11 protein-coding genes are annotated in these 12,521 nt (G+C 73.0%); 2 read left to right on the top strand and 9 right to left on the bottom strand.

Annotated elements, in window-relative coordinates; genetic code table 11:
- Positions 1–647: 647 nt before the first annotated feature.
- Positions 648–1,652, bottom strand: a complete 1,005-nt coding sequence (locus RZ50_RS15480; protein WP_196949628.1) for a stage II sporulation protein M — start codon at positions 1,650–1,652, stop codon at positions 648–650.
- A gap of 276 nt (positions 1,653–1,928) precedes the next feature.
- Here RZ50_RS15480 and RZ50_RS15485 point away from each other — a divergent pair, with 276 nt between their 5' ends.
- Positions 1,929–2,924, top strand: a complete 996-nt coding sequence (locus RZ50_RS15485; RefSeq protein ID WP_196949629.1) for an RDD family protein — start codon at positions 1,929–1,931, stop codon at positions 2,922–2,924.
- A 25-nt stretch (positions 2,925–2,949) separates the two neighbouring features.
- Here the strand turns inward: RZ50_RS15485 and RZ50_RS15490 are convergent, their stop codons facing one another.
- From RZ50_RS15490 to RZ50_RS15520, 7 genes are all read right to left on the bottom strand, one after another.
- A complete protein-coding gene (locus RZ50_RS15490; protein WP_196949630.1) occupies positions 2,950–3,579 on the bottom strand; it encodes a hypothetical protein in 630 nt (209 codons plus the stop codon).
- 185 nt (positions 3,580–3,764) lie between these two features.
- Positions 3,765–5,213 (bottom strand): adenosylhomocysteinase, encoded by a 1,449-nt coding sequence (gene ahcY / locus RZ50_RS15495; RefSeq protein ID WP_196949631.1) that lies wholly within the window; start codon positions 5,211–5,213, stop codon positions 3,765–3,767.
- Positions 5,214–5,540: 327 nt separating this feature from the next.
- Positions 5,541–6,518 (bottom strand): cation diffusion facilitator family transporter, encoded by a 978-nt coding sequence (locus RZ50_RS15500; RefSeq protein WP_196949632.1) that lies wholly within the window; start codon positions 6,516–6,518, stop codon positions 5,541–5,543.
- A gap of 128 nt (positions 6,519–6,646) precedes the next feature.
- On the bottom strand, positions 6,647–7,891 hold the full coding sequence (locus tag RZ50_RS15505; protein WP_217680556.1) for an SIS domain-containing protein: 1,245 nt from the start codon (positions 7,889–7,891) through the stop codon (positions 6,647–6,649).
- A gap of 94 nt (positions 7,892–7,985) precedes the next feature.
- Complete coding sequence (locus RZ50_RS15510) at positions 7,986–8,168, bottom strand: Trm112 family protein (RefSeq protein ID WP_196950372.1); 183 nt, start codon at positions 8,166–8,168, stop codon at positions 7,986–7,988.
- A 90-nt stretch (positions 8,169–8,258) separates the two neighbouring features.
- Complete coding sequence (locus tag RZ50_RS15515; protein WP_196950371.1) at positions 8,259–9,644, bottom strand: phosphomannomutase/phosphoglucomutase; 1,386 nt, start codon at positions 9,642–9,644, stop codon at positions 8,259–8,261.
- A 125-nt stretch (positions 9,645–9,769) separates the two neighbouring features.
- The gene (locus tag RZ50_RS15520) at positions 9,770–10,135 is read right to left on the bottom strand and encodes a DUF3499 domain-containing protein (RefSeq protein ID WP_308271646.1); all 366 of its coding nucleotides are present in this window, start codon (positions 10,133–10,135) and stop codon (positions 9,770–9,772) included.
- A gap of 151 nt (positions 10,136–10,286) precedes the next feature.
- On the opposite strand from RZ50_RS15520, the gene RZ50_RS15525 reads away from it, so the two are divergent.
- Complete coding sequence (locus RZ50_RS15525; protein ID WP_196950370.1) at positions 10,287–10,739, top strand: metallopeptidase family protein; 453 nt, start codon at positions 10,287–10,289, stop codon at positions 10,737–10,739.
- Between the two features lie 36 nt (positions 10,740–10,775).
- Here RZ50_RS15525 and RZ50_RS15530 read toward each other — a convergent pair whose 3' ends face one another.
- Positions 10,776–12,518: a DUF5719 family protein gene (locus RZ50_RS15530; RefSeq protein ID WP_254802505.1), complete on the bottom strand. Its 1,743-nt coding sequence runs from the start codon at positions 12,516–12,518 to the stop codon at positions 10,776–10,778.
- Positions 12,519–12,521 lie beyond the last annotated feature (3 nt).

Here is a 12,521-nt window from a genome sequence, read left to right on the forward strand (position 1 = left end):
GGCTTCACCGTTCGACTTGCATGTGTTAAGCACGCCGCCAGCGTTCGTCCTGAGCCAGGATCAAACTCTCCGTGAATGTTTACCGGATATCCGGTCCACACTCGCGTTGAGCGGCACGGCAACCACCGGAATAGGGCGGTCCCGCGCACTGCGTCCTCGCTAGTGTTATTTCAAAAGGAATCTCCAACCCCGATCAGACGATCGAGGCCGGGGATGTCAACATATCTGGCGTTGACTTTTGGCACGCTGTTGAGTTCTCAAGGAACGGACGCTTCCTTCGAGCCGCCTTCCAGCGGGCCCTCCGGGCGCTTCGTTCTTTCGTGTTTCCAGCTTATCAGATCTTCTCGGCCGTTCTTACCGGCTTCGTTTCTCCGAATTCCCGCTGGCGGGATTTCCTTCGAACTTCGCTCCGAAGCTTATCAAAGCTTTCGATGTGCTCAGTCCGTGGGATTTGCTTCGTCGGAGGCCGCGCATTTCGTAAAACGCGCCTGCCTCGATTCGGCGGTGTCGTAGACACTAACGCCCGGGTCCGACCGTTGTCCAGTCAGTCCCAACCGTTCAAACCTACTAGCCCACCCCGACCACGTCAATGGTTTGGCTGAGATGCGAGAAGACTAGCAGGTCAGCGGCCTGTTGATCACATCGGCTCAGGCTGCGACGGGCTGCAGATCCACCCGGTCGGCCGCGTCCACATCGCCGAACTCTCCGCCCTCCGAGGCCTTCCGGCCCAGCACCAGGGCGTAGAGGAGGAAGGCGATCTCGGCCAGCACGCCGATGGAAATGCGCGCCCAGGTGGGCAGGCCGGACGGGGTCACGAAGGCTTCGAGAACACCGGCGACCGCCAGTACCGTCGCCAGTCCGATCGACATTCCGATAATCGAACGCCCCTGTTCGGCCAGCGCTACGGAACGTGTGCGCGGACCGGGATCGATGACGGTCCAGCCGAGGCGCAGCCCCAGGCCGCCGGCCACGAAGACCGTGGTCAGCTCCAACAGGCCGTGCGGAATGATCAGGCCGAGGAAGACGTCGAGCCGCCCGGCGGAGGCCATCAGTCCGATGCCGACGCCGAGGTTGACCACGTTGGTCCACATCACGACGAGCACCGGAATGCCCAGCGCGATCCCGTACAGCAGGCACTGCACGGCGATCCAGGCGTTGTTCGTCCAGACCTGCGCCGCGAAGGAACTGGCCGGCCGGTCCGTGTAGTACGTCTCGTACTGGCCGCCGGGGCGGGTCATCTCCCGCAGGTTCTCGGGGGCGATCAGGCTGTTGCGGACCTCGGGGTGGGTCGCCATCCACCAGGCGAGCAGCGTCGTGGCGATCAGCGAGACGACCGCGACCGGCAGCCACCAGCGGCGGGCGCGGTACAGCGCGGCCGGGAAGCTCACCGTGTAGTAGCGGGCGACGTCCTGCCAGCCGTTGGTCCGGGCGCCGGTCACCGCGCTGCGGGCCCGGGAGACCAGGCCGGTCAGTCTGCTCACCAGGGCCGGGTCCGGCGCGGCGGCCTGGACCTTGGCGAGGTGGCCGGTGGCCCGCTGGTAGAGGGTGACCAGTTCGTCGGCCTCCTCGCCGTTCAGTCGGCGCCTTCGGGCGAGGGCGTCCAGCCGGGCCCACTCCCCCTGGTGGGTGGCGACGAAGACGTCCAGGTCCATTCGGCGGCTCCATGGTCGGCGATGGGCGCGAGGCGCGCGTGCCCGGTCGGGCGGCGGTCAGGCGGCGGTCGGGCTGGTACGCGGGCAGGTACGTACGGACACGTGCGGCCCAGCATGCCAGGAGCCGTCGACACCCGGGCCGTCGGGATCTCACTTCCCGTCCGCCCGTCAGGCGCCGTATGTTGGCCGCTGCGGATCAGACTGCGGAGAGCGGGTCGTGGGGGCCGATCCGGGCGAACTCCCCTCCCCCCGCACGAGCGTGAACGGACAGGTGTCTTGAGCGACCTGGTGACGGGTGAGGCGGTCGTCCTCGACCTCCAGACGGCGAAGCTTCCGAGCAGGGCGCTGGCGATCGCGCTGGACCTGCTCGTGGAGTTCGCCGCCCTGTTCGTGTCCGTGCTGATCCTGAGCGTCGCCCTGATCGACCTCGACGGGGCCGCGCTGGCAGCCGTCATGCTCGGCCTGATGGTGTTCTTCCTGGTCGCCGTGCCGGTGATGGTCGAGACCCTCAGCCACGGACGCTCGCTCGGCAAGGCCTCGCTGGGCCTGCGGGTGGTGCGCACCGACGGCGGCCCGGTGCGGTTCCGGCACTCGCTGGTGCGCGGGCTGGTCGGCTTCATCGAGCTGATCGTGGTGACCGGCGCCCCGGCCGTGATCACCTCGGCGCTGAACTCGGAGGGCAGGCGGCTCGGCGACATCTTCGCCGGGACGGTGGTCGTCCGCGAGCGCACCCCGGGTGCGGGCGGTCCGGTCACCCCGCTGCCACCCGTGCACCCGCAGCTGCTCCATTCCATGGGCCGCGAGCTGGTCGCGATGGACCTGTCCGCCGTGCCCGAGCCGCTCTGGCTCGCGATCCGCCAACTGCTTGGCCGGATGGGCCAGTTGGATCCCTCGGTGACGCTCCGGATGTCCACCGGGCTGGCTCAGGACCTGTCCGCCCGGATCGGCCACCCGGTGCCGCCGGGGCTGCACCCGGCCGCCTACCTGGGCGCGGTACTCACCGAGCGCCAGCGCCGGGAGTGGATGCGCGCCCACGCGCAGCGGCAGGTCCCGGGCCCGGCCCCGCGCCCGTCCGCCGCCCCGTCCGCCCCGATGGCGCCGACGACGCCGGTGGCCCCGGCCGATGAACGGCCGCACCGTGTCCTCGGCGTGCCCGCCGCGCCGGCCCCGCACATACCGGCGCAGTCCGCACCGGCCCCGGCGCCGGTGGCACCGACGGCCCCGCCCCTCGACAAGCCCACCCCGAACACCGGCTTCGCCCCGCCGTCCTGAGCCCGAGCACCCCGAACGCCCGCTCCTACTCCCCCACCGGCCAGGCGTTGGGCGGCGACGCCAGCTCCTCCAGCTCGATCCCCTCCGCCGCCAGCACCACGTCCCCCGCCAGGTGCACGACCTGCTGCTCCCCCGTCTCCAGGTCCGCCACCTGGTACCGCTCGACCACCAGCGGCCCCGAGTCCGTCGCGTGCGTGTCGACGCCCTCCAGCAGCCACCCCTGGTCGAAGGTGCGCGGCGCCAGCACCGGTTCGGTGAACGCCACCAGCCGCACCCGCGCGCTCGCCCCCTCCCGCAGCCGCAGCATCCGGGCGGTGGCGACCAGGAAGGCGGGCGAACGCCCGCTGAAGCCGTGCGCCCGGTCGTGCCCCTCCGCCGCGTGCGCGCCGCCCGGGTCCACCGCGTCGGTCCGGACCCAGGTCACCCCGTCCACCGCCCCGCCGCGCACCTGCCAGCCGCCCGCCTTGAGCTCCATCCGCATCGGCCGGGCCCGCGAGTCCAGCGTGAGGTCGAGGCCGCCGATCACCCGGCCGTCCGGCGCGTAGGTCTTGGAGACGTACCGCCACCCGGCCGCCCCGGGCGCGCAGCTGAAGCGCTCCTCGCCGAGCAGCAGGTGGTCATGGGTGTCGTGGAGCGAGTACCGGCCGTTGGGCATGCCCGAAGCCTACGTGCGCGCCCCGCGCGCCGACGACGCGTGCAACGTTCCGGGCCGGTGCACGTCATCGGTCCCGACGAGAGGGAGTGGACCACCGACGTCATCCGCTGATCGGCCGCCACGTACGCCGGTGGCCGGCACCCCTGAGCGGGGTGCCGGCCACCGGCGTCGCGACGCTCACCGCATCAGTAGCGGTACTGCTCCGCCTTGTACGGGCCCTCGACCGAGACGCCGATGTAGTCGGCCTGCTCCTGGGTCAGGGTGGTCAGCTTCACGCCCAGCGCGTCCAGGTGCAGGCGGGCGACCTTCTCGTCCAGGTGCTTCGGCAGCACGTAGACGCCGATCGGGTACTGCTCGGTCTTCACGAACAGCTCGATCTGGGCGATCGTCTGGTTCGCGAAGGAGTTGGACATCACGAAGGACGGGTGGCCGGTCGCGTTGCCCAGGTTCAGCAGGCGGCCCTCGGAGAGGACGATGATGGTGCGGCCGTCGGCCTTGCGCCACTCGTGGACCTGCGGCTTGACCTCGGTCTTCACGACGCCCGGGAGCTTGGCCAGGCCGGCCATGTCGATCTCGTTGTCGAAGTGGCCGATGTTGCCGACGATCGCCTGGTGCTTCATCCGCTCCATGTGCGAAGCCATGATGATGTCCTTGTTCCCCGTCGTGGTGACGAAGATGTCGGCGATCTCCACGACCTCGTCCAGGGTGGTCACCTGGTAGCCGTCCATCGCCGCCTGCAGCGCGCAGATCGGGTCGATCTCGGTGACGATGACGCGGGCGCCCTGGCCGCGCAGCGACTCGGCGCAGCCCTTGCCGACGTCGCCGTAGCCGCAGACGACCGCGACCTTGCCGCCGATCAGGACGTCGGTGGCGCGGTTGATGCCGTCGATCAGCGAGTGGCGGCAGCCGTACTTGTTGTCGAACTTCGACTTGGTGACCGAGTCGTTGACGTTGATCGCCGGGAACAGCAGCTTGCCGTCACGGTGCATCTCGTACAGGCGGTGGACACCGGTGGTGGTCTCCTCGGTCACGCCCTTGATGGTGGAGGCGACCTCGGTCCACTTGTTCGGGGTGTCCTTGAGGGTGCGGTTGAGCAGCTCCAGGATGATCCGGAACTCGTCGTTGTCCGCGGTGGACGGGTCCGGAGCGGCACCGGCCTTCTCGAACTCGACGCCCTTGTGGATCAGCAGGGTGGCGTCGCCGCCGTCGTCCAGGATCATGTTCGGGGTCTGGCCGTCAGGCCAGGTCAGCGCCTGCTCGGTGCACCACCAGTACTCCTCCAGGGTCTCGCCCTTCCAGGCGAAGACCGGCACGCCCTGCGGGTTCTCCGGGGTGCCCTCCGGGCCGACCGCGATGGCGGCGGCCGCGTGGTCCTGGGTGGAGAAGATGTTGCAGGAGCACCAGCGGACCTCGGCACCGAGCGCCGTCAGGGTCTCGATCAGGACGGCGGTCTGCACGGTCATGTGCAGCGAGCCGGTGATCCGGGCGCCGGCCAGCGGCTGCGACTCGGCGTACTCGGCGCGGATCGCCATCAGGCCGGGCATCTCGTGCTCGGCCAGCTGGATCTCCTTGCGGCCGAACGGCGCCAGGGAAAGGTCGGCGACCTTGAAGTCACCGGTGATGTCGGTCGACATGCGTCTGCTCCTCGCTGATGGGGTGGGGCACGGCCGAAGTCCGGATGTGCGTCGCGCACGGCGGGCCGTCACGGGTGCACGGCTACGCCGGGGCCGCCGGATCCCGTGGTGACGGACCGGCTCCCTGCTGCGCAGCACCAACCGTCGGAGGACCTCTCTCCCTCGACCGGCGCACACCCTACGGGCGCGGACCGCCGATCGACCGCCATCAGCAGCGACGTTCTGGCTCTGGTGACGAATCTACACCGGCGGTCCCACCGGCCGTCCTCGGATGACCGGATTCGGTCACCGCTCCGGGCCCGGGAAACGGCCCGTCACCCGGCCCCGTCAGTGCGCCGCGCCCGGCCCGGGGCCGCCGGGGGTGGCGGCCGGGTCCTCGCCCGCGGCGGCCTTCTCGGCGCTGTAGACGTCCGGCTCCAGGTAGATCGCCCGCGCGATCGGGACGGCGGCGCGGACCCGCTCCTCGGCCTCGTCGATCGCCCGCGCCACCCGGGCGGCGCTGTCCTCCGCGTTGACGGCGATCTTGGCGGCGACCAGCAGTTCCTCCGGGCCGAGGTGCAGGGTGCGCATGTGGATCACCCCGGTGACGGCCTCGCCGTCCACCAGCGCGGCGCGGATGCGCCGTACCGACTCCCGGTCGGCGGACTCACCGAGCAGCAGCGACTTGGTCTCCAGGGCGAGCACCACGGCGATCAGCACCAGCAGCACGCCGATGCCCAGGGTGCCGACGCCGTCCCAGACGCCGTCGCCGGTGACCACGGTGAGCGAGACGCCGAGCAGCGCCAGCACCAGGCCGATCAGCGCGCCGGTGTCCTCCAGCAGCACCACCGGCAGCTCCGGCGCCTTGGCGGTGCGGATGAACTGCGCCCAGCCCTGCCCGCCCTTGACCTTGGCCGACTCGCGCATCGCGGTGAGGAAGGACCAGCCCTCCATCGCGATCGCGAAGATCAGCACGCCGACCGCCCAGCCCCAGGACTCCAGCGGCTCCGGGTGGCTGACCTTGTGCCAGCCCTCGTAGACCGCGAACAGTCCACCGACGCTGAACAGCACGATGGCCACCAGGAAGCCGTAGACGTAGCGCTCGCGGCCGTACCCGAACGGGTGTTCCTCGTCCGCCGCCCGGCGCGCCCGCCTGCCGCCGATCAGCAGCAGCACCTGGTTGCCGGAGTCGGCCACCGAGTGCACGCCCTCGGCGAGCATCGAGGAGGAGCCGGTGAAGGCGAAGGCGGTGAACTTGGCCACCGCGATCGCCAGGTTCGCGGACAGTGCCGCGACCAGCGCCTTCGTCCCACCCTCAGTACTCATGCGCCCGCCTCTCCCCCAGCCTCCGGCCGGGGGTACCCCCACCACTCGGCAGAGGCATTCGCCCATACGCACCTGTCGGTGGTTCTCTCGCTTCGCTCGCTCACGCCGACAAACTATCGGCTGCGGGCTCAGGACTGCGCGGCGGCGAGCCCCAGGTAGACGGCGGCGAAGTCGGTCAGCGCGATCAGGTCGGCCAGCGCGTGCAGCGGGTCCGCGAGGGTGCTCACGTACTCGGTGAGCCGCACGTCGTGGGCGGCGGCCAGGCGCTGCGCCCGGCTGACGCCGAAGCTGCGCGGGCGCTCGTCGTCCTCCGGCACCTCGGCCGGACCGTCCTGCTCCTCCGACGCGGCCGTCCCGGGGACGTGCCGCAGCAGCAGGACCTGGAGGTGCAGCGGGTCGGGCTCCTCGACCCGGTCGCGGAAGAAGTCGTCCGGGTCCGCGCCCGCGCCCAACTGCCCGGTGAACATGCCCCGGTGGGCGGTGAGCGCCTGCGGCAGCGATCCGGCCAGCGCCGGACGGCCGGCCCGGTCGGCCAGCTGGGCGGCGAAGCGGGCGGCCGCCGCCCCGGCGATCGGGCCCTCGGCCCACAGCAGCGGCACCGTCCCGGCCAGCCGCGCGGCCAGACCCTTCGCCGGGTTGGTGTACGCGGCGGCGTCCGGGCGGCAGCGCACGGCGGTGGCGTCCAGCAGGTCGGCGACGGCCGGCAGCGCGTCGTACGGCAGCTGGGTGAGGCCGATCTTCTGGGCGAGCGCCAGCAGCGGGGCCAGGTGGGACCAGAGCGCGGCCGGGTCCTCGGCCGGCAGGTCGGGCTCGGCGGCCGCGCCGGCCGGCAGGCCCTCGTCGGGCAGCACCGAGGAGACGTACGGCAGCGGCAGCGCCCGCACCTGGAGCGCGGCCTCGGCCAGCGGGCTGCCGGGCGGGGCGGTGACGACGAGGGCGCAGCCGCGCGCGTACGCCTGCTCGGCGAGACCGATCAGGCCCTGCTCGCCGCCGTCGGCGGAGCTGACCACCAGCAGGTCGAGCGGGCCGGCCCAGCCGGGCAGCTGCCAGCCGAGCCCGGCGGTGAAGGCGGGCGGGGCGCCCGCCCGGTCGGCGCGCGGGGCGGCGGCCTCGGTGGGCGGCAGCGGGACGACCAGGCTCGCGGAGCCGGCCAGCGCGGCCAGGATCTCGCCCGCGGTCAGGGCGCTGCCGTGGCCGGCGATCAGGACGGCGCGCGGGCGGCCGTCCGGGCGCAGCCGGTCGAGGCCTGCCGCGTCGGCCTGCCGCAGCGCGGTGCGGACCCGTGCGCCGGCGCCGGCCAGGGCCAGCAGGGCGCGGTCGTGGTCGGCGCGCTGGAGGGCGGCCGGGTCGTCGAGCAGGGTGTCGTCGAGCATGCGGCGGGCCTCCGGCTGCGGTCCTGGGCGCGCGGATCGGGTGCGCGCCGGGCTGGCGGGGGTGGGGCTTCGCCCCAGGGGCACGCCCCCAGGATCAGGCCGGGCGGCGGGCCTCGTCCACCAGCAGGACCGGAATGCCGTCCCGGATCGGGTACGCGAGGCCGCAGTCCCCTCCGGTGCAGACGAGCTCGGGCTGCTCCTCGGTGCCGCCCTCGACGAGCGCGGCCCGGCACTGCGGGCAGACCAGGATCTCCAGCAGGAAGGATTCGAGCTTCATGGGGGCTCTCCAAAGTTCGGTGGTGGCACGGAGGTGCCCCGGCCGATAGGCAACCCTACCGGCCGGGGCACGGACTCAGTCGCGCGAGCGTCAGGCGCGGACGATCGCCAGCACGCCGTCGCGCAGCTCGGCCATCTTCGCCGGGTCCTTGGCCTCGACGTTCAGGCGCAGCAGCGGCTCGGTGTTGGAGGCGCGCAGGTTGAACCACCAGTCCGGGCCGGCCACGGTGAGGCCGTCCAGCTCGTCCACGGTGGTGCCCTCCAGGCCGGCGTAGGCGGCGCGCACGGCGTCGGTGCTGGCGGCCTGGTCGGCGACGGTGCTGTTGATCTCGCCGGAGGCGGCGTAGCGGTCGTACTCGGCGGTCAGCGCGGACAGCGTGCCCTGCTGCCCGCCGAGCGCGGCCAGCACGTGCAGCGCGGCGAGCATGCCGGTGTCGGCGCGCCAGAAGTCGCGGAAGTAGTAGTGCGCGGAGTGCTCGCCGCCGAAGACGGCGTCGGTGACGGCCATCTCCTGCTTGATGAAGGAGTGGCCGACCCGGGTGCGCACCGGGGTGGCGCCGAGCTCGCGGACCACCTCGGGGACGGTCCAGGAGGTGATCAGGTTGTGGATGATCGTCGGCTCGGTCTCGCCGGCGGCCTTGGCGCGGGCGATCTCGCGGACGGCGACCAGGGCGGTGATCGCGGACGGGGAGACCGGCTCGCCGCGCTCGTCCACGACGAAGCAGCGGTCGGCGTCGCCGTCGAAGGCCAGGCCCAGGTCGGCACCGACCTCACGGACCTTGGCCTGCAGGTCGACCAGGTTCTTCGGGTCGAGCGGGTTGGCCTCGTGGTTGGGGAAGGTGCCGTCCAGCTCGAAGTACATCGGGACGAGCTCGATCGGCAGGCCGTCGAAGACGGTCGGCACGGTGTGTCCGCCCATGCCGTTGCCGGCGTCCACCACGACCTTGAGCGGGCGGATCTCCGTGAGGTCGACCAGACCGAGCAGGTGGTCGGCGTAGCCGCGCAGGGTCTCCTGCTCGGACAGCGTGCCGGGCTTCACGTCCTTGGCCGGGACGGTGACGGTGTCGTCCTCGGCGGTCCAGGACTCGACCAGCTCGCGGATCTCGGCCAGGCCGGTGTCCTGGCCGACCGGGGCGGCGCCGGCCCGGCACAGCTTGATGCCGTTGTACTGGGCCGGGTTGTGGCTGGCGGTGAACATCGCTCCCGGCAGGTCGAGCTTGCCGCTGGCGTAGTAGAGCTGGTCGGTCGAGCAGAGGCCGATCTCGACCACGTCGGCGCCGTAGGCCGCGGCGCCCTCGGCGAAGGCCCGGCTGAGCGACGGGGAGGAGGGGCGCATGTCGTGGCCGACCACGATCGCGGACGCCCCGGTGACCTGGACGAACGCGGCGCCGAAGGCCCGGGACAGGCTCTCGTCCCACTGGTCCGGGACGACGCCCCGGACGTCGTACGCCTTCACGAGCTGCTTGAGGTCGCGCACTGCGGCTCCCCTGATTCGGTGCTGATCGGTACGTCGGGCCACCCGCCCGGACGGTCGACGGGGCGCGGTGACGGTAGACGGGCAGCGTACCCGGGTCGAACGAACGCGCAGTGCCGGGTGAGGCGTCAGTTGTCCGGCGAGCGCAGGACCCGCAGGTGGCCGCGACGGCCGCCCTCGGTGGAATCGCCGTCGGGGACGCGGCCCTGACGGGGGGTCTGCGGGCGGGCGGCCTCGCGCACGGCGTTGGCGAGGGCCTCCAGGTCGTCGCTGCTGCGGCGCAGCGGCCCGGCCTCGGCGGCGAGCCGGACGACCTCCCAGCCGCGCGGGGCGGTGAGGCGCTCGGCGTGCTCGGCGCACAGGTCGTAGCAGTGCGGCTCGGCGTAGGTGGCGAGCGGGCCCAGGACGGCGGTGGAGTCCGCGTAGACGTACGTCAGCGTCGCGACGGCCGGTCGGCCGCACGCGGTCCGCGAACAACGACGTACAGAGCTCACGAGGGTGGACGGTACCGCACTCCCCGCCGGGGAGCGAAGACCGCCTGCCCGGAGGGTGTGCCGTGTCGCCCGCCGCGCTCCCGCCCGTCCGTCGATTCCCCCGTCGGAGTGGTCCACTTCCGACCGTCCAAGGACTACTCTCGGCAGTGATATGGACAGCTCCGCACCGCAGTCACCGACAGGCCCCTCGCGCCGTCCCCGGCACCGCGACCGGCACGGCAGGGGGCTGCGCGGCCCGCTGGCGCCGCCCCAGGTGCCGATCTCGCTCACCCGCTCCGAACTGTTCGACGACTACGTGCGCGAGTCGGTGGAGCGGCTGGAACGGCGTTGGCCGCAGCTGATCGAGGTGGAGTTCGCCGTCCAGGAGGTGCCGCTGCACGAGGCGGACGGCGCCGACACCGGGGACGGCGTGCCGCTGGGCCGGGTGTCCCCGGGCGCGCAGGGGCGCAAGAGCCAGATCGTGGTGTACCGGCGGCCGGTGGAGATCCGGGCGAAGACCCGGGAGGACCGGGCGGCGCTGGTGCACGAGATCCTGATCGAGCAGGTGGCCGAGCTGCTGGGGCTGTCGCCGGACGCGATCGATCCCCGCTACGACGAGGAGTGAGCCCGGGGGCGGGACGTGCCCGCCCCCGGTGCGCGGTCAGCGCAGGACGACGCCCGGGTCCTGGGCGGCCTGCGGGACCTTGACGGTGCTGTGGTCGTCGCGCAGCGCCTGGATGGTGAACATCGGCACGTCCTTGGCGGGGATGGAGAGCATCCGGGCGGCGACCACCGGACCGCCGGAGACGGTCTCCACGGTGAGCGCGAAGGTGCCGTTCAGCCCGGCGGGCTCGGGTGCCGGGAGGGCGACCGTGCCGCCGGCCGGGAGCTGGACCTCCTTGGTGGCCGGGGTGCCGCCGCCGCTGCCGGCCGAGGCGGTGACCCGGACGGTGGCCGCGTCTCCGGTGGAGGTCAGGTAGAGGGTGGAGGCGCCGGCCCGGTTGTCGGCCACGGTGGCGCGGGCGCCGACCGGGTTGCTGCCGGTGAGCCAGGCCGCGTCGCTCTTGCCGCCGTTGCCCGTACGGTCGACCCGCAGGCCGGCCACGATCGGGGTGGGGTGCTTGTCGTCGCTGGGCGACAGCCGCAGTCCGGCCACCTCGTCGCGGGTGACCTTGCCGAGGTCGACGGCGGCCACCATGCCCGCCTTGACGTGGATGGACTCGTTGCCGGCCGGGGTGAACCAGCCGTTCTTGCCGGAGAGCTGGATCTTCAGGTCGGCGTCGTCCTCCGGCGGCGCCCAGACCACCAGCCGGGCCGAGGCGGTGTCGGCGGGCAGGCCGGGCAGCACCTGGGTGGCGGACGGGTCGGCCGAGGCGGGGATCCAGTCGGCGCCCTTGCCGCCGTCGCTGGCGTGCAGCGCGGCGCCGATCCGCCCGGAGCGGACGACCACGTGCACGGCGAGGTCGGTGACGGCGCCCTTGCTGATGGTCGACAGCAGCACGGACTGCGAGCTGCCGGGGGCGACGGTGATGCCGTTGGCGGCGTCGTTGTCGATCAGGCCCTTGTCGCCGTACAGCTTGATGTCGACCACGGCGGCGGAGGACTCGGTGTTGACCAGGCTGAGGTAGTCGACCCGGTCGCCGGCCGTGCTGGCCCCGGCGAACCAGAAGCCGGTGCCGGCCGGGGTGCAGGTGATGCCGGACAGGCCCAGGCCGTGCTGCTCGGTGACCACGGTGGTCTGGGTGACGGTGAAGCCGGGGGCCAGCGCGCCGGTGGCGACGGCCCCTGTGCCGGGTGCGGCGTCGCCGTTGGCCGCCGGGGCGCTGACCGGGGCGCCGGGCTTGGTCAGGGTCAGCCGGGCGTCGGCGGGCGCGGCGTTCTTGTCCGGGGCCGGGGTCGCCGGGGCGCCCGAACCGCTGGGGGCCGGGGTGGCGGCGGGCGGCGCGGGGGTGGCCGGGGCCGAGGGGGCGGCGGTCGCCGGGACGGCGGGGGCGGACTGGTCGGAGAGCCAGCCGGCGCCGCCGGTGGCGGAGCCGGTGCCGGGCGGGGTGTAGGCGGTGAGCGAGGTCGAGCCGGTCAGGCCCTGGAGCGGCTGCGGGCAGACCGCGGCCGTCCGCTCGACCTGCGCGGTGCTCGGGGCGACGCCGCCGGCGCCCTTGGCCGGGGCGGCCGGCGGGCGCACCTGGGCGATCCCGAACACCGCCGCCAGCACCACGGCCGCGGCCAGCAGCGACTGGGTGGTCCTGGTGCCGCCGGACTTCCCGGCGAACCGGCCCGGCCGAGCGGCCGGGGCGGGCGCGGGCGCCGCCTCGAAGGCGGGCGCCGCCTCGGGCTCGAAGGCGGGCTCGAAGGCGGGCTCAGCGGCCGGGGCGCCGGACTTCTTCCTGAAAGAGGGCTTCTTCATCGC

This window comes from Kitasatospora sp. SUK 42, from assembly GCF_015776785.2.
Taxonomy (GTDB): Bacteria; Actinomycetota; Actinomycetes; order Streptomycetales; family Streptomycetaceae; genus Kitasatospora.